The sequence below is a fragment of the Streptomyces sp. NBC_00414 genome, assembly GCF_036038375.1.
Taxonomy (GTDB): Bacteria; Actinomycetota; Actinomycetes; order Streptomycetales; family Streptomycetaceae; genus Streptomyces.
In genome coordinates, this window is the sequence record NZ_CP107935.1 from 6,062,564 (window position 1) to 6,081,403 (window position 18,840).

Sequence of the window (18,840 nt, forward strand, 5' to 3'; positions counted from 1 at the left end):
TCGCCGGCCCGCTGCCCCCTCAGTTCCCCGCCACCGACTTGACCGCCACCGACACCGGTGTCGAGCCGCTGATCAGTTCCAGGGTCAGGCCGGCCGTCGCGGGGGTGTCGACCAGTTCCGCGAGGACCGCGGCGACGTCGTCGCGCGGGACGGGCCCGCGGCCCGTGGCGGCCTCCAGACGGACGAGACCCGTGCCCGCGTCGTTGGTCAGCATCCCGGGGCGCAGGATCGTCCAGTCCAGGCCGCGGTGAGCCCGTACGTACGCGTCGGCCTCGCCCTTGGCACGCAGGTACGCGTCGAAGACGTCGTCCCCGGGGTGTTCCGGATCGGCGCCCATCGACGACACGACCACATGACGTCGTACCCCGGCCCGGGCCGCCGCGTCCGCGAAGAGCACGGCGGCACCCCGGTCCACTGTCTCCTTGCGGGCCGCCCCGCTGTCCGGGCCCGCGCCCGCAGCGAAGACCGCGGCGTCCGCGCCCCGCAGATGGGCGGAGACCTCCTCCTCCGAGGCCGACTCCAGATCGCACAGCACCGGCTCGGCGCCGGCCGCCCGCAGATCGTCGCCCTGTTCGGCTCGGCGGATGATCCCCGCCACCTCGTCACCGCGCGCGGAGAGCAGCCGCTCAAGCCGCAGCGCGATCTGACCATGACCTCCAGCGATAACAATGCGCATGTTTCCGACCGTACGCCCGGACGGGCACACTCGCCGCACAACCCTGTGGATAACTCGTGAGTCTCTTGAGAGATCACGTTGTACGAGGGGGACGCCGTCAGGCGTCATAAGGAGACCGTCATCACCGCCACAAGCATGAGCCGCGCCACCCGCAAGAGCCCTGCCATACGCAGGACTCTCACCGCGGTCGGCTGCACCACCGCACTGCTCTCCGGAGTGGCCGCCTGCGGCACGGTGGAGAACCTCACCGCCGGTCAGAAGGTGGACCAGGCCGTCGAGGGGCTCGGCAAAAAGAAGTCGCTCGCCTTCGAGTTGGGCCTCGACGCCAAGCCCTCGGCGCTCGTGAAACTGGCCGGAGAGGGGGAGCCGGGCGAGGAGATGCCGCCCGAGCTCGCGGAACTCTTCACCGGAGTACGGGTCAAGGTGTCCGTCGAGTCGCGCAAGCCGCTCGCCGACTCGGGTGAGAAGGACCTCGTCGGTACGGGGGTGTCGATCTCGGGACCCGACGGTGTCCTGGCCGAGTACCGCGTCGTCGGCGACCACACGTACTACCGGGCCGACATGAAGGCGTTCGGCGAGGCGATGGGCTTCCCGCTGCCGACCGCCGACGACCTCCCCGAGAGCGAGAAGGACCTCAAGCCGGTACTTGAGGGCAAGTGGGTCGAGGTCGACAACCGCGAACTCGACCGCGCCGCCAAGGACGCCTCCGGCAAGGGCAAGGGCGCCGAGGCCGACGAGGTCGACAGCAAGACCCAGCAGAAGATCCTCAAGGCCGTGCGCTCGGTCGTCGCCCGCGAGGTCACCTTCAGCGACAAGGGAGGCAGCGACGGCGTCGAACGGATCGTCGCCAAGGCCTCGTTCCGCGACCTGCTCACCGGTGTCCTCGACAAGCTGCGGCCACTGGCCGACGAACTCCCGGCGGGCGCCGAACTGCCCACCGACGAGGACCTGAAGGACGCTCCCGACGGCAAGGTCGCCGTCAACTTCTCACTGAAGAACGGCGATCTGACCCGCGTCTCCGTCGACCTCGCCGCCCTGGCGGACGACCCGAAGGGCGCCGAACTGCCGCTGGTCATCACGTTCGGCAAAGCCGGCGACATCAGTGCCCCGTCCGGCGCGACGAAGATGCCCGCGGGCGAGTTCGGCGGACCGGGCAACCCGTTCACCAGCGGTCTGCTGGGCGGTTTCTGACCTCCCGTTCGCCACACGGACCGGTCGTCACACGGACGAACACCTACGCGCGCGTGGAGCCCGATACCCCTCCACGCGCGCGTGAACGCCGACGGGGACCCGTCCCGCCCCGCGGGCCCGGAAGCGCTCCACCCCGCACCTCAGGAACGCTCAGGACGCACCCGTCCGCCCCTGGCGCGGCAGGTCCAACGTCACGGCCACCGCCGAGTTGCAGTACTCCCGTACCGCGCTCGTCCGCGCCACCACCCGCCCCCGGTGCACCACGATCCGGCTGTACGCCAGCGACAGCGCGCCGTCGAGCCGGTCCCCGCGCACCGCGAGCAACTCCGCCGGGAACCCGGCCTCCACACGCACCTCGGGCAGCCCCAGCACCGCCCGCGCCGACGAACTCACCGTGTCGTACGCGTCGGCGGACCGCAGCCCGTACCGCGAGGCCAGCAGATACGCCGCCTCCAGCGGATCCCCGCGCCCCACGGGATTCGACACGTCCCGCAGCGCGCCGCTGCCGGCCGCGACCCGTACGCCGGCCGCCCGCAGCAGCCGTACCGGAGCCGTTCCCCGGCGGTCCACGCCCGAACAGCCGCCCTGGGGGAGGCAGACGACGGTCACCCCGGCCGCGGCGAGCTGGTCGGCCGACCGCGAGGCCACCTCGGAGGGCAGCCGGCTCAGCCCTCCGCAGGGGCCGAGCGTCACGCCGGGCCGCAAGCCGCCCGCCATCGCCGCGAGACGCCCGAGCCGGGCCGGATCGTCACCGTCCGTGTGCAGATCGACCGGGCAGCCCTGCTCCGAGGCGACCTCCAGGACCGCCTCCACGTATCCCGTCGGATCGGGGTCCAGATCTGGACAACCGCCCACTACGGAGGCGCCCATCTTCACCGCGTCCCGCAGCATCGCCAGCCCGTCGGCCCCGGCCAGCCCGGTGAGGACCCGGGGCATCGCCACGACCGTCAGCTCGACCAGCCCCCGCAGCGCGCGCCGCGCCTGGAGCACCGCCGCCATCGACCCCAGCCCCTGGACGTCGCCCACGCGCACGTGCGAGCGGACGGCGGTCGCCCCGTGCCCGAGCTGCAGGAGAGCGGCCTCGGTCGTACGGCGCTGGACCTCGTGCCCCTCGTACGAGACCGGGCCCTCGCCGTCGGCCGACAGGGCCGTGTCGCTGTGGGCGTGGGGCTCGGCCGGGGCAGGCAGGAGCAGGTGGCCGGAGAGGTCCACGCGCGCGGTGTGCGCGGTGAGGCTGCCGGCCGTGCCGACCGCCTCGATGCGTCCGTCGGCCAGCCGCACGTCCACGATCCGGCCGTCGGTGAGCCGCGCACCGCAGAGCAGCAGGTCGGAGCCGTCGGTCCGGCCGGACGAGCCCGAGGAGCCGGACGAGGACGACGAGGAGTGGTGCGGCTGCGGCTGGCTGTCGGGCATCGCGCTCCTGGGGCTCGGCGGCTGCGCAGGAGAGGCACAAGATCACGCAGCGTGAGTCGAGCCTAGGGTGACGACCGGCGCGCATCGAGGAGGAGCGGAATAGTCGTACCGGTGTGGTCGGTCGTGCCCGAGGGGCAGGTGGAACAGCCGGTGAGGGCCCGGGAACGGGCCGGGACAGGTGCCGCGAAACGGATTTGGGCGATCGGCTGCCGAGCGTGTAATGTCTTCATCGCTCGCCCCAATAGCTCAGTCGGTAGAGCGTCTCCATGGTAAGGAGAAGGTCTACGGTTCGATTCCGTATTGGGGCTCTGGTGTGGGAGGTTCCCGTCGCAAGGCGGGAACTGATCACATCAAAGCGGTGTAGCTCAGTCGGTAGAGCAAGCGGCTCATAATCGCTGTGTCACCGGTTCAAGTCCGGTCACCGCTACTGACGGTAGCCGATTGCGGGGTCGGTCCTTCAATCGGTTACTCTTTTATGCGTTAATCCATGTCTCATCCGTCCCGGCAAGGAGCACTCACGTGGCTGCCACCGACGTCCGCCCGAAGATCACGCTGGCCTGCGTGGAGTGCAAGGAGCGGAACTACATCACCAAGAAGAACCGGCGTAACAACCCGGATCGCATGGAGATGAAGAAGCACTGCCCGCGTTGCAACTCGCACACTGCGCACCGCGAAACGCGATAAAAAGGCTCGTTCACGAGGCCGTCCCCTGTAACCGGGGGGCGGCCTCGCGTCGTTGACACCCGCGGCGAACCAGCTGCGAACCAGTGCGAATCAGGAGGTGCCGAGCCGATGGCGCTCGACCAGTCCTTCGTGGGGCGGTCCTACCCGCCCACCGACCCGTACGAGGTCGGCCGGGAGAAGATCCGCGAGTTCGCGGAAGCGGTGGGAGACCCCAACCCCGCCTACAGGGACCCGGATGTGGCCAAGGCCCTCGGCCACCCCGATGTGATCGCACCGCCGACTTTCGTGTTCGCGATCACCTTCAAGGCCGCGGGACAGGTCATCCAGGACCCGCAGCTGGGTCTCGACTACAGCCGTGTCGTGCACGGTGACCAGAAGTTCGTCCATGTGCGCCCGGTGCGCGCGGGGGACCGGCTCACGGTCACGTCCACCATCGAGGCGATCAAGTCGATGGCGGGCAACGACATCCTGGACATTCGCGGCGAGGTCCACGACGAGGCCGGTGAGCACGTGGTGACCGCCTGGACCAAGCTCGTGTCCCGCGCGGCCGAGGGGGCGTGAACAGATGACCGCGAAGATCGCGTACAACGACGTCGAGGTCGGCACCGAGCTGCCGGCCCAGTCGTTCGAAGTGACCCGCGCCACGCTCGTGCAGTACGCGGGTGCCTCGGGGGACTTCAATCCGATCCACTGGAACGAGAAGTTCGCCAAGGAGGTCGGCCTCCCGGACGTCATCGCGCACGGCATGTTCACCATGGCCGAGGCGATCCGGGTCGTCACCGACTGGACCGGCGACCCGGGTGCGGTCGTCGAGTACGGCGTCCGCTTCACCAAGCCCGTCGTCGTCCCGAACGACGACAAGGGCGCCACGATCGAGGTCAGCGGCAAGGTCGCCGTCAAGCTCGACGACAACACCGTCCGCGTCGACCTCGTCGCGATGAGCGCGGGCCAGAAGGTGCTGGGCATGTCCCGGGCGGTCGTACGGCTCGCCTGACCGGGCGCGGACAGCAGGGCTACGAGTAGTACGCGCGGTACGAGTAAGGGGCGCTCGCAGTGGCGGGCGCCCCTTACCCGTACGTACTCCCGAACCCCCTCCCGGAGCCCTCTCGGGCCACCCTCTTGACTTGGTTAGTGATTGAGTACTAACTTCGTCGCATGGTCAGGATGAGCGCAGAGGAAAGGCGTGAGAGTGTCATTCGCGCGGCGATGAGCGAGTTCGCCCGGGGCGGCTACTACGGCACGTCCACCGAGGTGATCGCCAAGCGTGTGGGGGTCTCGCAGCCGTACCTCTTCCGGCTCTTCCCCGGCAAGAAGGCGATCTTCCTGGCAGCCGCCGAACGCTGCCTGGACGACAGTATCCGTACGTTCGCGAAGGCGTCCGAGGGGCTGAGGGGCGAGGAGGCCCTGCATGCCATGGCGGACGCGTACACCAGGGTCATCGCCGAGGAGCCGGAGCGGCTGCTCATGCAGATGCAGATGTACGTCGCGGTGGCGGCGGCCGAGCAGGCCGGTGACCATGAGCTCGGGGAGGCGGTCCGGGCCGGCTGGATGCGGCTGTGGGACACCGTCCATCTGCCGCTCGGTGCCGACATGGACGAGACCACGACCTTCCTGGCCTACGGCATGCTCATCAACTGCCTCGTGGCCATGGGCTTTCCATCCCAGCACCGGGTGTGGGAAGGGCTCTACCCCTCGGCCCGGGTCAAGGGCCGGCTCGAACACTGAAGTGGACCACCGGAGAACCGGTGAAGGCGGCGGAGAGCGGCGCCTTTTCATGACCTCGAAAGTTAGTCAGCAATAACTAACCGAACGCTAGCGATAACCCGCTGGGGGAGCGATGTCACAGCAGATGCCACAGCCGACCGAACGCCGCGGGGGAGCCGTCTGGGCCCTCGTCATCACCAGCGTCGCCGGATTCATGGCGGCCCTCGACAACCTCGTCGTCACCACCGCTCTGCCCTCGATCCGTAAGGACTTCGGAGGAGCGCTCGACGACCTGGAATGGACCGTGAGCGCGTACACGCTCACCTTCGCCGTGCTGCTGATGTTCGGCGCGGCTCTGGGCGACCGGTTCGGCCGCCGCCGGCTCTTCCTCGTCGGCATCACCGTCTTCACCGGAGCCTCCGCCGCGGCGGCCATGGCGCCCGGCATCGACTCGCTGATCGCCGCCCGCGCCGTCCAGGGCGTCGGCGCGGCCATCATGATGCCGCTGACGCTGACCCTGCTGACAGCCGCCGTCCCGGCCGCCAAGCGCGGGATGGCGTACGGGATATGGGGAGCCGTCAACGGTCTCGCGGTCGCCTCGGGGCCGCTCATCGGAGGCAGTCTCACGGAGCACCTGTCCTGGCAGTGGATCTTCTGGCTGAACGTTCCGCTGGGTCTTGCCCTGCTGCCGCTCGCCCGGCTGCGCCTCTCGGAGTCGTTCGGCGCCGGTGCCCCGCTCGACATCCGCGGCACCCTGCTCGCCAGCGGCGGCCTCTTCGGAATCGTGTACGGGCTGGTCCGCGCGCCCGTCGTCGGCTGGACCGACGGTGTCGTCCTGCTCGCCCTGTTCGCAGGTACGGCTCTGCTCGTCGGCTTCGTGTTCCACGGGATGCGTGCCAAGAACCCGATGCTGCCGATGCGGCTCTTCCGCAGCCGCGCCTTCGCCGGGATCAACGCGGCGAGCCTGCTGATGTTCCTCGGGATGTTCGGCTCGATCTTCCTGCTCAGTCAGTACATGCAGGGCGTGCTCGGCTACTCGCCCACCGAGGCCGGCCTGCGCATGCTGCCCTGGACCGGCATGCCGATGCTCGTCGCGCCGATCGCGGGCTACATGTCCGACCGGATCGGCGGCCGTCCCGTCGTCGCCGCGGGCCTGTTCCTGCAGGCCGTCGGGCTCGGATGGTTCGCCTTCGTGGTCCAGGCCGACACGTCGTACGCCGCGCAGCTGCCCGCCCTGATCATCAGCGGAATCGGGATGTCCCTCTTCTTCGCTCCCGCCTCCAGCCTGGTCATGTCCAGCGTCCGGCCGCAGGAGCAGGGGATCGCGTCCGGCGCCAACAACGCGCTGCGCGAGGTCGGCGGGGCGCTCGGTATCGCGGTGATGGCCTCGATCTTCTCCTCCCAGGGCGGCTACGAGAGCGGGCAGACCTTCGTGGACGGCATCAGGCCGGCTCTGTGGGTCGGCTCGGCGGCGGTCGCCGTGGCGGGGCTGGCGGCGCTGTACATCCCGAGGCGGCTGTGTGGAGCCGGGCCGGCGGAGAGTGCGGAGGCGCCGGCGCCCGTGCTGGAGACAGCGGCGCACTGAGTTCGGAATCCAACCCGCGGATTCTGGACGGCGGTGTGACGGCTGCGGGCCGGTGGGGGCCGGCCGCGCAGTTTCCCGCGCCCCTCAGAAGCGGGGCTGCGCCCCGGCCTCCGCCCCCACCGGTCCGCACGGACCACCCGACCTCCTGAGTACGGCCCCGCCCGAACCGGCGGGGCCGTTCTCGTACTCTGGGCACGTGCAGGAACTCCACGACACACCCCTCGCCCCGCTGACCACCTTCCGGCTCGGCGGCCCCGCCGCCCGGCTGATCACCGCGACCACCGACGACGAGGTGATCGCCGCCGTCCGCGAGGCCGACGACTCAGGTACGCCGCTGCTGCTGATCGGCGGCGGATCCAACCTGGTCATCGGCGACAAGGGCTTCCCGGGCACCGCCCTGCGCATCGCCACGCGCGGCTTCGAACTCGACGGTACGAAGCTGGAGCTGGCCGCGGGAGAGGTGTGGACCGACGCGGTCGCCCGTACCGTCGAGGCCCGCCTCGCGGGCATCGAGTGCCTCGCCGGAATCCCGGGCTCCGCCGGTGCGACGCCGATCCAGAACGTGGGGGCGTACGGCCAGGAAGTGTCGTCGACGATCACCGAAGTGGTCGCCTACGACAGGAAGAGCCGCGAGACGGTCACCATTCCGAACTCCGAGTGCGCCTTCTCGTACCGGCACAGTCGTTTCAAGGGTGATCCGGAGCGGTTCGTCGTGCTGCGTGTGCGCTTCGAACTGGAGGACGCCGCCGGGCTGTCCGCGCCGCTGAAGTACGCCGAGACGGCCCGCATGCTCGGTGTCGGCCCCGGCGACAGGGTGCCCGTGGACGAGGCCCGCGAGACCGTCCTGAAGCTGCGCGCCGGGAAGGGCATGGTGCTCGATCCCGAGGACCACGACACCTGGTCGGCCGGCTCGTTCTTCACCAATCCGATCCTCACGCGCGAGGAGTTCGCCGCGTTCCACGCGCGCGTGGCGGAGCGCCTGGGCGAGGGTGTGCTCCCGCCCGCCTACCCCGCGGACGACGAGCACACCAAGACCTCCGCGGCCTGGCTGATCGACAAGTCGGGCTTCACCAAGGGGTACGGCACCGGTCCCGCCCGTATCTCCACCAAGCACACCCTGGCCCTCACCAACCGGGGCGAGGCCACCACGGAGGACCTGCTCGCGCTCGCCCGCGAGGTCGTCGCAGGAGTCCACGACGCCTTCGGCATCACCCTCGTCAACGAACCGGTGACGGTGGGCGTCAGCCTCTGAGGCGGTATTCCGGTTGCCGGTGGCCCGGGCCGGCGGTCACCCTGGGGCCATGAGGGAACTCCCGTGCGGCTGAGGGTCACCGAGTTCAGGCCGCGAGCCGGCCGGTACGCGTTCCGGGTCGTCCAGCCGCGACCCGCCCTGCGGCACACCACACTCAGTGACCCCCAGCGGGAGTGGGGATACCTGCTCGGGGACCACGACGGACTGTCCCGCCTCGCCGCCCTGTTCTCGTTCGCCGCGTACTCCCCGCACACGGTCGTCCACGTCCCGCTGCGCGACGGCGTTCCCCGGCAGTACGCGCCCGGAGTCCCGGTCGACCTCGTCCTCGTCCACCGGACACTGGGCCTGCGGCCGTCCGCCTGGCCCTCGCTGCGCCGCGGGCTGACCCGGGGCACCCCGGGCACCGCCCGCACCGACGAACAGCGGACCGCGCGTCATGCGGCCGCCTGGCAGGCGCGCTGGGACCGGCGCTGGGACCGCCTGGACCCGGTCGACCGGATCCGGCCCGCGACGCACGCCCGGACGCTGTTCCTCTTCGGCGCCCGGGACACCTTCGCCTCGGCGTCCGTCCACCTGGAGCTGGCGGCCGGTTTCGGCCCGCTCGGCAAGGGGGCCGCCAAGGGACACGACGTGCTGGTCACCTCACTCACACCGCATCTGCCGCTGACACGGGGGCGGGGGCCCGAGCTGGACATCGGCTTCCAGGCGTACCCGCCCCACGCCCACTTCAGGCGACCGGGGCGTTCAGCCAGTCGTCGACGCCGGACAGCAGCTTCTCCTTGATGTCGTGCGGGGCCGCCGAGGCGCGTACCGACTGCCGGGCCAGCTCGGCCAGTTCGGCGTCCGTGAAGTCGTGGTGGCGGCGCGCGATGTCGTACTGGGCGGCGAGCCGCGAGCCGAACAGCAGCGGGTCGTCCGCGCCGAGCGCCATGGGCACGCCCGCCTCGAACAGCTTGCGCAGGGGGACGTCCTCCGGCTTCTCGTAGACCCCCAGGGCGACGTTCGAGGCCGGGCAGACCTCACAGGTGATGCCGCGGTCCGCGAGCCGCTTCAGCAGCCGCGGGTCCTCGGCGGCCCGCACCCCGTGTCCGATCCGCGAGGCGTGCAGGTCGTCCAGGCAGTCGCGTACGGACGCGGGGCCCGTCAGCTCGCCGCCGTGCGGCGCAGCCAGCAGCCCGCCCTCCCGGGCGATCGCGAAGGCCCGGTCGAAGTCCCGCGCCATGCCCCGCCGCTCGTCGTTGGAGAGCCCGAACCCGACGATGCCGCGGTCCGCGTACCGCACGGCCAGGCGGGCCAGCGTGCGGGCGTCCAGGGGGTGCTTCATGCGGTTCGCGGCGACCAGGACCCGCATGCCGAGCCCGGTCTCGCGCGCGGCCGTGTCGACCGCGTCCAGAATGATCTCCAGGGCGGGGATGAGACCGCCCAGGCGCGGCGCGTACGACGTGGGGTCGACCTGGATCTCCAGCCACCCCGAGCCGTCCTTGAGATCCTCCTCGGCGGCCTCGCGCACGAGCCGCTGGATGTCCTCGGGCTCTCTGATGCACGATCGCGCCGCGTCGTAGAGACGCTGGAAGCGGAACCAGCCGCGCTCGTCCGTCGCCCGCAGCTTGGGCGGCTCGCCGCTCGTCAGCGCGTCGGGGAGATGGATCCCGTGCTTGTCGGCCAGTTCCAGCAGGGTGGTGTGCCGCATCGAACCGGTGAAATGCAGGTGCAGATGAGCCTTGGGCAGCTCAGAGACCTTACGTACGTGCTCCATTCAAGGATCCTGCCGCACGCCGGCGCCGTATCGGTAGCGCTTTCCCTGAACGTGGTCTTGCTCGCACGAAGAAACGAAGAAGCGGGCCGCCTCCCCGGAGGAACTCTCCGAAGGGAAGCGACCCGCCTCACCGACTGTCCGCCCACCGACGTGGGCGGGTTCAGTACCTACTGTCGCGCTCGGGTTCAGGCCTTGGCCTCCGCCAGGAGCTTCTGGATCCGCGAGACGCCCTCGACGAGGTCCTCGTCACCCAGCGCGTACGACAGCCGCAGGTAGCCCGGCGTGCCGAAGGCCTCGCCCGGGACGACCGCCACCTCGACCTCGTCCAGGATCAGCGCGGCCAGCTCGACGGAGTCCTGCGGGCGCTTGCCGCGGATCTCCTTGCCGAGCAGCCCCTTCACCGAGGGGTACGCGTAGAAGGCGCCCTCGGGCTCCGGGCAGAGCACGCCGTCGATCTCGTTGAGCATCCGCACGATCGTCCTGCGCCGGCGGTCGAAGGCCTCGCGCATCTCGGCGACGGCCGTCAGGTCGCCCGAGAGGGCGGCGACCGCCGCGGCCTGGGCGACGTTCGACACGTTCGACGTGGCGTGGGACTGCAGGTTGGTCGCGGCCTTCACCACGTCCTTCGGGCCGATGAGCCACCCGACCCGCCAGCCGGTCATCGCGTACGTCTTCGCGACGCCGTTGACCACGATGCACTTGTCGCGCAGCTCAGGAAGTACTGCCGGCAGCGAGGTGAACTTCGCGTCCCCGTAGACCAGGTGCTCGTAGATCTCGTCCGTCATCACCCACAGGCCGTGCTCGACGGCCCAGCGGCCGATGGCCTCGGTGTCCTCGGCGCTGTAGACGGCGCCGGTCGGGTTGGAGGGCGACACGAAGAGGACGACCTTGGTCTTCTCCGTACGGGCCGCCTCCAACTGCTCGACGGAGACGCGGTAGCCGGTGGTCTCGTCCGCGACGACGTCCACCGGGACACCACCGGCGAGACGGATCGACTCGGGGTACGTCGTCCAGTAGGGAGCCGGGACGATGACCTCGTCGCCCGGGTCGAGGATCGCGGCGAACGCCTCGTAGATGGCCTGCTTGCCGCCGTTGGTCACCAGGACCTGGGAGGCGTCCACCTCGTAGTGGGAGTCACGCAGCGTCTTGGCGACGATCGCCGCCTTCAGCTCGGGAAGGCCGCCGGCCGGCGTGTAGCGGTGGTACTTCGGGTTCTTGCACGCCTCGATGGCGGCCTCGACGACGTAGTCCGGGGTCGGGAAGTCGGGCTCACCGGCGCCGAAGCCGATCACCGGACGTCCCGCGGCCTTGAGGGCCTTGGCCTTGGCGTCCACGGCGAGGGTGGCGGACTCGGAGATCGCGCCGACTCGGGCGGAGACCCGGCGCTCGGTGGGAGGGATTGCAGCGCTCATGGGCCCATCGTTTCAGACCGGAAACGTACCCGGCACACTGGTTTCACAGACTGAGCACCGCGGGGCGACGCCGGGGCCGGGGACGCGCAAAGTCCGTACGGACACTTTCTGTTCGACGACCGGCCGTCGACCACGTACACTCTCACCTCGTTGGCCTTCACCGGCCGCGCTCTTCCGGTGCACTCCGAGCACTCGGTCGGATGCGGTACGTTGTGGGGGAAGCAAAGGGTCGTAGCTCAATTGGTAGAGCACTGGTCTCCAAAACCAGCGGTTGGGGGTTCAAGTCCCTCCGGCCCTGCTACACACTCCTTTCACCAGGATGTGTGCACATGTACGTACTGCATTGCACCGCCGTGCGGCTCACACCGGGCGCGGCACGGCCACGACCCGGAATCAGGTGAGGACGAGTGACGGACGCCGTGGGCTCCATCGACATGCCTGATGCCCAGGATGAGGCGCCGGAGTCCCAGAAGAAGGGCCGCAAGGGCGGTAAGCGTGCCAAGAAGGGCCCGCTGAAGCGCCTCGCCCTCTTCTACCGCCAGATCGTCGCGGAGCTCCGCAAGGTTGTCTGGCCGACCCGTAATCAGCTGACGACGTACACCACAGTGGTGATTGTGTTCGTTGTCATCATGATCGGTCTGGTGACTGTGATTGACTTCGGACTCGACAAGGCCGCCAAGTACGTCTTCGGCTAGGCCAAGCGCGAAGGGCGCCGTACCCGGCGCCCGCTTTCGCGTGTTCCACCCCCATGATCCAGGAAGAAGCAGCCACCGTGTCTGACCCGAACCTGAACGATGCCGTCGAGTCGGTCGAGTCCCGTGACGACGAACTCGACATCGTCGAGGGCGCGGACGTCGAGGACGAGGTCGAGGCTGCCGACGCCGCGGCGGGCGAGCCCGCCGAAGAAGCCGCGCTGCACGTCGAGGACGAGTCCGACGACGCCGCCCCGGCCGTCTCCGCCGAGAGCGACGAGGACGAGCCCGCCGACGACGCGACCGACGAGGACGCGACCGACGAGGACGCGACCGACGAGAGCGCCGAGTCCGACGAGGAGGAGGCGGAGGAGGCCGAGCCGGTCGACCCCGTCACCGCCCTTCGTGAGGAACTTCGCGCGCTCCCCGGCGAGTGGTACGTCATCCACACGTACGCCGGTTACGAGAACCGCGTGAAGACCAACCTCGAACAGCGTGCCGTCTCGCTGAACGTCGAGGACTTCATCTTCGCGGCCGAGGTGCCGCAAGAAGAGGTCGCGCAGATCAAGAACGGCGAGCGCAAGACCATCAAGCAGAACAAGCTCCCCGGCTACGTGCTGGTGCGCATGGATCTGACGAACGAGTCCTGGGGTGTCGTCCGCAACACCCCCGGTGTCACCGGCTTCGTGGGCAACGCCTACGACCCGTACCCGCTGACGCTGGACGAGATCGTCAAGATGCTCGCCCCCGAGGCCGAGGAGAAGGCCGCCCGCGAGGCCGCCGAGGCCGAGGGCAAGCCGGCTCCGTCCCGCAAGCTCGAGGTCCAGGTGCTGGACTTCGAGGTGGGCGACTCGGTCACCGTCACCGACGGCCCGTTCGCGACGCTGCAGGCGACGATCAACGAGATCAACGCCGACTCGAAGAAGGTCAAGGGCCTCGTCGAGATCTTCGGCCGCGAGACTCCGGTCGAGCTCAGCTTCGACCAGATCCAGAAGAACTGACGTTCTTTCGGACCGCACGCTTCCGAGCAGTTCAGACAGGCTCTTGCAGCCCGTCTGACCTGCTCGGTTTCAGGCTGCGCACCGATACCCGTTATCGTTGTGCGGTATGCCTCCATCCGGATGATCCGGAATGGTTGGCCGGAAACTCTCACTAGGACCCGGAGAGAGCAATGCCTCCCAAGAAGAAGAAGAAGGTCACGGGGCTTATCAAGCTCCAGATCCAGGCCGGTGCGGCCAACCCGGCTCCGCCGGTCGGCCCCGCACTGGGCCAGCACGGCGTCAACATCATGGAGTTCTGCAAGGCCTACAACGCGGCGACCGAGTCGCAGCGCGGCTGGGTCATCCCGGTGGAGATCACGGTCTACGAGGACCGCTCCTTCACCTTCATCACCAAGACCCCGCCGGCCGCGAAGATGATCCTCAAGGCCGCTGGTGTCGAGAAGGGCTCCGGCGAGCCCCACAAGACCAAGGTCGCCAAGATCAGCCAGGCCCAGGTCCGCGAGATCGCCACCACCAAGATGGCCGACCTCAACGCCAACGACCTGGACGCCGCGTCGAAGATCATCGCCGGCACCGCCCGTTCCATGGGCATCACGGTCGAAGGCTGATCCCCACCCACGTAGAACACCGTGGCAGGGCCTGCTCGGCCCCTACCACGACTCCTCAGAACACACAGGAGCAGTAGTGAGCAAGCGCAGCAAGTCTCTCCGCGCTGCGGACGCCAAGATCGACCGGGAGAAGCAGTACGCCCCGCTCGAAGCCGTCCGCCTCGCCAAGGAGACCTCCACCTCCAAGTTCGACGGCACCGTCGAGGTCGCCTTCCGCCTGGGTGTCGACCCGCGCAAGGCCGACCAGATGGTCCGCGGCACCGTGAACCTCCCGCATGGCACCGGCAAGACCGCCCGGGTCCTGGTCTTCGCGACCGGTGACCGTGCCGAGGCCGCGACCGCCGCCGGCGCCGACATCGTCGGTTCCGACGAACTCATCGACGAGGTGGCGAAGGGGCGTCTGGACTTCGACGCCGTCGTCGCCACTCCCGACCTCATGGGCAAGGTCGGCCGCCTGGGCCGTGTCCTCGGCCCGCGTGGTCTGATGCCGAACCCGAAGACGGGCACCGTGACCCCGGACGTGGCCAAGGCCGTGACCGAGATCAAGGGCGGTAAGATCGAGTTCCGCGTCGACAAGCACTCGAACCTGCACTTCATCATCGGCAAGGTGTCGTTCGACGACACCCAGCTGGTGGAGAACTACGGCGCCGCGCTCGACGAGATCCTTCGTCTGAAGCCGTCGGCCGCCAAGGGTCGCTACATCAAGAAGGCCACGATCAGCACCACGATCGGCCCCGGCATCACGCTGGACTCGAACCGCACCCGCAACCTCCTCGTCGAGGAGGACCCGGCCGCCGTCTGAGCCTGACGCTCACCCGGTAGCCGCGTCGCAGACGCGATTTCAGGACGGGCCCCGCAACCTTTCGAGGTGCGGGGCCCGTCTTTGTGTCCGGCGCCCGCCCGGTGCCTGCCTGGTGCTGTCCGGGCGTCCGGGATGTCGGATCCGGTGCCCGTTTCCGGGCCCGGTGTCGGTGGCCTGCGCTAGCGTGCGGGGCACAGGAATCGCATAGGGGGACGAATGATGAGCTCGATCGTGCGCCGAGTGACCGTCTCGATAGCGGTGGCCGCCGCTCTGACCGGAGTCGCGGCCTGTAGCGGCTCGGACTCCGACGAGGGCGGCAGAGGGGACGTCAAGGGTTCGGCGGGGGACCGCGAGGGCTCCGGCGAGGCCAGGACCCGGGCGAACCCGATCGCCGCCCTGCGTTCCGTGGAGAAGAGCACCGACGGCGCGGACTCCGCCAAGGTCGAGTCCACCACGACCATGGGCACGATGATGTCGATGAAGGCGGACGGTGCCCTCGGCTGGGCCGACGGACTCACCGGCAACCTGACGATCACGTACACCGGCGGCACGATGGCCGACCAGATGCGCCAGCTGGGCACCACCTCCATGGAGGCCCGCTATCTGCCGGACGCCTACTACGCGAAGATGGGCGACAAGTTCGCCGAGCAGTCCGGCGGCAAGCATTGGATCAAGTACGACTACGACGACCTGGCGAAGCTGGCCGGCGGATCGGGCGCGTACATGAAGGACCAGATGCAGAACACCACGCCGAACCAGTCGGTGAAGCTGCTGCTGGCCTCCGGGGACGTCGAGAAGGTCGGCGAGGAGAAGGTGCGCGGCGAGAACACCACGCACTACTCGGGCACGGTCGACGTCGCGGATCTCGCCGGCAAGAACTCGGCCCTCTCCGCGGACCAACTGGCCGATCTCAAGAGCCAGTTGCAGCAGGCCGGGGTGACCACCGAGACCATCGACATCTGGGTGAACGACGAGAACCTGCTGGTCAAGAAGGCCGAGAAGGGCGAGCTGGCGACCGGCTCGATGTCCTCGACGGCGTACTACAGCGACTACGGCGTGCAGGTGTCCGCCGAGGAGCCCGCGGCGGACGACACCGCCGACTTCAAGGACCTCGTGCAGAGCCGGCCGACGAGCTGAAGCCCTCCGGCCGCTCCCACCGGCCCGCCCCGGCCGCTTCCCCCTCAGCCGCTCCTCCGAGTGGTCACAGGCGTCACACAGATCACTGACAACTCGGAGGACTGGCCCAACCCCGCTGGGATACGCTCGCGGCTTGTCTGTGAGTCGATCATTTGTTCCTTGGGGGGAACCATGAAGCTTTCTGTGAGCAGGTCCGCACGTCACAGGGCGACCGGCGCGGTCGTCGCCGCGGTCGTCCTCGGCGGGGGTGCCGTCGGCTGTTCCAAGGGGGACGAGGAGTCCCCCGAGATGACGCCCGCCGCGGCCGTGGCCAAGGCGGCGAAGAACACGGAGGACATCACCTCCATCAGCTACCGGATGACCGGCAGGACTCCGGAGGAGGGCCGCATCAAGGCCGAGGCCCAGATGCGCATGAAGCCCGACGTCGCCATGAGCATGAAGATGACCGCCCTCGACCAGGGCAAGGACGGCAACGCCGAGATCCGCCTGGTCGACAAGGCGATGTACATCGGCGGGGGCGCCGCGGCGGCCAAGGAGATGGACGGCAAGAGCTGGATCAAGTTCGACATGTCCACGCTGGGTGACGACGCGCTGGGCGGCGGTGCCCCGGGCGCCGGCACGGCCGACAAGAACCCGGCGCAGGAGTCCACCTTCCTGACCGGCTCCAAGAACGTGAAGAAGGTCGGCGAGGAGAAGGTCGACGGCGTCGAGACCACCCACTACAAGGGCACGGTCACCCTCGACCAGTTCCGCAAGTCCCTCAAGGACGAGAGCAAGACCACCCGTGAACAGCGGGAGAAGAGCCTTGAGCAGTACGAGAAGATGGGCCTGGACACCCTCACGATGGACATGTGGGTCGACGGCGAGGACCACACCAAGCAGTTCCGCATGCAGGGCGACGCCGACAAGGGCAAGCTCGACATGACCATCACCTTCCTCGACTACAACAAGCCCGTGACGGTCGAGGCCCCGGCGGCCAAGGACGTCATGGACCTGGCCGAGATGATGGGCGACCTGGAGAGCTGACAGCCCTGGTCGGCCGGTGCGGTGACCGGCCGAGGTGAGGCCCCGGGGCACGGATTTGCTTGACAGTGCCCCATTCACGTAATCTTCCACAGAAGCCAAAGACCGCTGGTCGTCTCCGTGCTCTCGTCAGAGGACGCGGTGACCGAAGGATCCGCTGAATTGCGGACGACCCGCGCAGGTGACTGTGGATGAGCTCCCGGACAGTCCCGTACTTCGTACGGATTTCAGTCTGGTAGAGCCACGCCCCGTGCGCCTGCGCCGGGGCGTTTCGTTTTCCCAGTCTCCTTCTGAGCGGTCCTCATCACCCGGAAGGAGGCCACGCTTATGGCAAGGCCCGACAAGGCTGCCGCGGTAGCCGAGCTCGCGGACCAGTTCCGTAGCTCGAACGCCGCTGTGCTGACCGAGTACCGGGGTCTCACCGTGGCGCAGCTCAAGACGCTGCGCCGTTCGCTCGGTGAAGACGCCCAGTACGCCGTGGTGAAGAACACGCTGACCAAGATCGCGGCCAACGAGGCCGGGATCTCCACGCTCGACGACCTGTTCAACGGTCCGACAGCGGTTGCCTTCATCTCCGGTGACCCGGTGACGTCGGCGAAGGGTCTTCGTGACTTCGCCAAGGACAACCCGAACCTCGTCATCAAGGGCGGTGTCCTTGACGGTAAGGCGCTGTCCGCCGACGAGATCAAGAAGCTTGCGGACCTTGAGTCCCGCGAGGTTCTGCTCGCCAAGCTGGCGGGCGCCATGAAGAGCAAGCAGTCCCAGGCTGCGTCGCTCTTCCAGGCGCTTCCCTCGAAGTTCGTCCGCACCGCGGAAGCGCTTCGCGTCAAGCTCGAAGAGCAGGGCGGTGCCGAGTAACTCGGCTCGCGCAGTGACCGCCGCCTGAGGCGTCGGTCGTAGCGGGCCGAACGTACGCCCGCCTCACCAGTACATCCCGGCACCTGCCGAATTAGTGGAAGGACGCCATCATGGCGAAGCTGTCCCAGGAAGAGCTGCTCGCGCAGTTCGAGAACCTCACCCTCATCGAGCTCTCCGAGTTCGTTAAGGCCTTCGAGGAGAAGTTCGACGTCACCGCCGCCGCCGCGGTCGCCGCCGGCCCCGCCGTCGCCGCCGCCCCGGCCGAGGCCGAGGCCGAGCAGGACGAGTTCGACGTCATCCTCACGGGTGCCGGCGAGAAGAAGATCCAGGTCATCAAGGTCGTGCGTGAGCTCACCTCGCTCGGTCTGAAGGAGGCCAAGGACCTCGTCGACGGCGCTCCGAAGCCCGTCCTGGAGAAGGTCGACAAGGCCGCCGCCGAGAAGGCTGCCGAGTCCCTCAAGGGCGCCGGCGCCTCCGTCGAGGTCAAGTGACCCGACGAGTCCGCCAGGACTCCTGCGAGCCGCGTAGAGCCGCTTTCGTAGCGGTGTAACGCTGACGCACCGAAGAGCGATCACCCATCTGGGTGGTCGCTCTTCGGCGTTCGAGGGGGCCGTGCGGCGACTGCCTTGCGCTGGTGGTCGCGACGAGTATGGTGATCTTCGTTCGTGCCTCCAGCCGCCCGTGACGGGCCGCAGGACCGGTTGCAAGTGACGGTGGCAGCACCCGGTTCGGGCAAGGGGGGCCTTGACGAACCGCACGCAGCGCGCAATTCTCAGGACGCGTCGTCACAACGATCCGGATCCGAGGCATGGATCGGCGGCGAAGAGGGCAGTATCGATGTGCATCGAGGGCGTGGCTTGCAGCAGGGGTTGAGAACAACGAGGGTCTTCAAAAACCCGCACTGGACATCAGTGGGCCTAGTGGCTACACTGACCCTTTGCGCTGCCTGTTAGCTGCCTCCTGCCCGTCACCAGGGGCATACCCTCGCTTGAGCACCGTGGATGGAACTGACTCTGACCTGGTCGTATTCGGCCGGTTCGGGAAAA

The 18,840-nt window shown here is 68.8% G+C and carries 20 protein-coding genes and 3 tRNA genes; 19 read left to right on the plus strand and 4 right to left on the minus strand.

Features of this window, described 5'->3' with window-relative positions; all coding sequences use genetic code 11:
• Positions 1-19: 19 nt before the first annotated feature.
• Positions 20-676, minus strand: a complete 657-nt coding sequence (locus OHS59_RS26385; RefSeq protein ID WP_328495870.1) for an NAD(P)H-binding protein — start codon at positions 674-676, stop codon at positions 20-22.
• Positions 677-811: 135 nt separating this feature from the next.
• On the opposite strand from OHS59_RS26385, the gene OHS59_RS26390 reads away from it, so the two are divergent.
• Positions 812-1,867 carry a hypothetical protein gene (locus OHS59_RS26390; protein ID WP_328495871.1) on the plus strand — a complete coding sequence of 352 codons (1,056 nt, stop codon included), beginning with the start codon at positions 812-814 and terminating at the stop codon, positions 1,865-1,867.
• Between the two features lie 150 nt (positions 1,868-2,017).
• On the opposite strand, the gene OHS59_RS26395 is transcribed toward OHS59_RS26390, so the two are convergent.
• Positions 2,018-3,280 carry an amidohydrolase family protein gene (locus OHS59_RS26395; RefSeq protein WP_328495872.1) on the minus strand — a complete coding sequence of 421 codons (1,263 nt, stop codon included), beginning with the start codon at positions 3,278-3,280 and terminating at the stop codon, positions 2,018-2,020.
• 235 nt (positions 3,281-3,515) lie between these two features.
• On the opposite strand from OHS59_RS26395, the gene OHS59_RS26400 reads away from it, so the two are divergent.
• From OHS59_RS26400 to OHS59_RS26440, 9 genes are all read left to right on the plus strand, one after another.
• Positions 3,516-3,588 (plus strand) — tRNA-Thr (locus OHS59_RS26400).
• Between the two features lie 46 nt (positions 3,589-3,634).
• Positions 3,635-3,707: transfer RNA gene (locus OHS59_RS26405), tRNA-Met, on the plus strand.
• Positions 3,708-3,799: 92 nt separating this feature from the next.
• On the plus strand, positions 3,800-3,964 hold the full coding sequence (rpmG, locus tag OHS59_RS26410) for a 50S ribosomal protein L33 (protein ID WP_007265873.1): 165 nt from the start codon (positions 3,800-3,802) through the stop codon (positions 3,962-3,964).
• 108 nt (positions 3,965-4,072) lie between these two features.
• Positions 4,073-4,525, plus strand: coding sequence for a MaoC family dehydratase N-terminal domain-containing protein (locus OHS59_RS26415; RefSeq protein ID WP_328495873.1), 453 nt, complete (start codon positions 4,073-4,075; stop codon positions 4,523-4,525).
• A 4-nt stretch (positions 4,526-4,529) separates the two neighbouring features.
• Entirely contained in the window at positions 4,530-4,958 is a 429-nt protein-coding gene (locus OHS59_RS26420) for a MaoC family dehydratase (protein WP_328495874.1), read from the plus strand.
• Between the two features lie 161 nt (positions 4,959-5,119).
• The gene (locus tag OHS59_RS26425; RefSeq protein WP_328495875.1) at positions 5,120-5,689 is read left to right on the plus strand and encodes a TetR/AcrR family transcriptional regulator; all 570 of its coding nucleotides are present in this window, start codon (positions 5,120-5,122) and stop codon (positions 5,687-5,689) included.
• A gap of 124 nt (positions 5,690-5,813) precedes the next feature.
• Positions 5,814-7,253 (plus strand): DHA2 family efflux MFS transporter permease subunit, encoded by a 1,440-nt coding sequence (locus OHS59_RS26430; RefSeq protein ID WP_328499366.1) that lies wholly within the window; start codon positions 5,814-5,816, stop codon positions 7,251-7,253.
• A 196-nt stretch (positions 7,254-7,449) separates the two neighbouring features.
• Entirely contained in the window at positions 7,450-8,505 is a 1,056-nt protein-coding gene (locus OHS59_RS26435) for a UDP-N-acetylmuramate dehydrogenase (RefSeq protein ID WP_328495876.1), read from the plus strand.
• A gap of 63 nt (positions 8,506-8,568) precedes the next feature.
• Positions 8,569-9,288: a hypothetical protein gene (locus OHS59_RS26440; RefSeq protein WP_328495877.1), complete on the plus strand. Its 720-nt coding sequence runs from the start codon at positions 8,569-8,571 to the stop codon at positions 9,286-9,288.
• Here OHS59_RS26440 and OHS59_RS26445 read toward each other — a convergent pair.
• Positions 9,233-10,261, minus strand: a complete 1,029-nt coding sequence (locus OHS59_RS26445) for an adenosine deaminase (RefSeq protein ID WP_328495878.1) — start codon at positions 10,259-10,261, stop codon at positions 9,233-9,235. The genes OHS59_RS26440 and OHS59_RS26445 overlap by 56 nt on opposite strands.
• 185 nt (positions 10,262-10,446) lie before the next feature.
• A complete protein-coding gene (locus OHS59_RS26450) occupies positions 10,447-11,673 on the minus strand; it encodes a pyridoxal phosphate-dependent aminotransferase (protein ID WP_328495879.1) in 1,227 nt (408 codons plus the stop codon).
• Between the two features lie 225 nt (positions 11,674-11,898).
• Here OHS59_RS26450 and OHS59_RS26455 point away from each other — a divergent pair.
• From OHS59_RS26455 to rplL, 9 genes are all read left to right on the plus strand, one after another.
• Positions 11,899-11,971 (plus strand) — tRNA-Trp (locus OHS59_RS26455).
• Between the two features lie 109 nt (positions 11,972-12,080).
• Positions 12,081-12,368 (plus strand): preprotein translocase subunit SecE, encoded by a 288-nt coding sequence (gene secE / locus OHS59_RS26460; protein WP_055610500.1) that lies wholly within the window; start codon positions 12,081-12,083, stop codon positions 12,366-12,368.
• Positions 12,369-12,445: 77 nt separating this feature from the next.
• Positions 12,446-13,366 (plus strand): transcription termination/antitermination protein NusG, encoded by a 921-nt coding sequence (gene nusG / locus OHS59_RS26465; protein WP_328495880.1) that lies wholly within the window; start codon positions 12,446-12,448, stop codon positions 13,364-13,366.
• A gap of 170 nt (positions 13,367-13,536) precedes the next feature.
• The gene (gene rplK / locus OHS59_RS26470; protein WP_328495881.1) at positions 13,537-13,974 is read left to right on the plus strand and encodes a 50S ribosomal protein L11; all 438 of its coding nucleotides are present in this window, start codon (positions 13,537-13,539) and stop codon (positions 13,972-13,974) included.
• A 76-nt stretch (positions 13,975-14,050) separates the two neighbouring features.
• Positions 14,051-14,776 carry a 50S ribosomal protein L1 gene (gene rplA, locus OHS59_RS26475; protein WP_328495882.1) on the plus strand — a complete coding sequence of 242 codons (726 nt, stop codon included), beginning with the start codon at positions 14,051-14,053 and terminating at the stop codon, positions 14,774-14,776.
• A gap of 216 nt (positions 14,777-14,992) precedes the next feature.
• The gene (locus tag OHS59_RS26480) at positions 14,993-15,913 is read left to right on the plus strand and encodes a hypothetical protein (RefSeq protein WP_328495883.1); all 921 of its coding nucleotides are present in this window, start codon (positions 14,993-14,995) and stop codon (positions 15,911-15,913) included.
• A gap of 171 nt (positions 15,914-16,084) precedes the next feature.
• Positions 16,085-16,939 (plus strand): DUF1396 domain-containing protein, encoded by an 855-nt coding sequence (locus OHS59_RS26485; RefSeq protein ID WP_328495884.1) that lies wholly within the window; start codon positions 16,085-16,087, stop codon positions 16,937-16,939.
• 324 nt (positions 16,940-17,263) lie between these two features.
• Positions 17,264-17,794: a 50S ribosomal protein L10 gene (gene rplJ / locus OHS59_RS26490; protein WP_328495885.1), complete on the plus strand. Its 531-nt coding sequence runs from the start codon at positions 17,264-17,266 to the stop codon at positions 17,792-17,794.
• Positions 17,795-17,904: 110 nt separating this feature from the next.
• A complete protein-coding gene (gene rplL / locus OHS59_RS26495; protein ID WP_328495886.1) occupies positions 17,905-18,285 on the plus strand; it encodes a 50S ribosomal protein L7/L12 in 381 nt (126 codons plus the stop codon).
• Positions 18,286-18,840 lie beyond the last annotated feature (555 nt).

Bases quoted from the DNA above. Each gene is read 5' to 3' on its own strand.
- OHS59_RS26395 (WP_328495872.1), bottom strand. From the start codon at position 3,280: ATGCCCGACAGCCAGCCGCAGCCGCACCACTCCTCGTCGTCCTCGTCC.
- OHS59_RS26445 (WP_328495878.1), bottom strand. From the start codon at position 10,261: ATGGAGCACGTACGTAAGGTCTCTGAGCTGCCCAAGGCTCATCTGCAC.
- OHS59_RS26385 (WP_328495870.1), bottom strand. From the start codon at position 676: ATGCGCATTGTTATCGCTGGAGGTCATGGTCAGATCGCGCTGCGGCTT.
- OHS59_RS26425 (WP_328495875.1), top strand. From the start codon at position 5,120: ATGGTCAGGATGAGCGCAGAGGAAAGGCGTGAGAGTGTCATTCGCGCG.
- OHS59_RS26390 (WP_328495871.1), top strand. From the start codon at position 812: ATGAGCCGCGCCACCCGCAAGAGCCCTGCCATACGCAGGACTCTCACC.
- OHS59_RS26480 (WP_328495883.1), top strand. From the start codon at position 14,993: ATGATGAGCTCGATCGTGCGCCGAGTGACCGTCTCGATAGCGGTGGCC.
- rplJ (WP_328495885.1), top strand. From the start codon at position 17,264: ATGGCAAGGCCCGACAAGGCTGCCGCGGTAGCCGAGCTCGCGGACCAG.
- rplK (WP_328495881.1), top strand. From the start codon at position 13,537: ATGCCTCCCAAGAAGAAGAAGAAGGTCACGGGGCTTATCAAGCTCCAG.
- OHS59_RS26430 (WP_328499366.1), top strand. From the start codon at position 5,814: ATGCCACAGCCGACCGAACGCCGCGGGGGAGCCGTCTGGGCCCTCGTC.
- rplL (WP_328495886.1), top strand. From the start codon at position 17,905: ATGGCGAAGCTGTCCCAGGAAGAGCTGCTCGCGCAGTTCGAGAACCTC.
- OHS59_RS26415 (WP_328495873.1), top strand. From the start codon at position 4,073: ATGGCGCTCGACCAGTCCTTCGTGGGGCGGTCCTACCCGCCCACCGAC.
- OHS59_RS26485 (WP_328495884.1), top strand. From the start codon at position 16,085: ATGAAGCTTTCTGTGAGCAGGTCCGCACGTCACAGGGCGACCGGCGCG.
- OHS59_RS26450 (WP_328495879.1), bottom strand. From the start codon at position 11,673: ATGAGCGCTGCAATCCCTCCCACCGAGCGCCGGGTCTCCGCCCGAGTC.
- OHS59_RS26420 (WP_328495874.1), top strand. From the start codon at position 4,530: ATGACCGCGAAGATCGCGTACAACGACGTCGAGGTCGGCACCGAGCTG.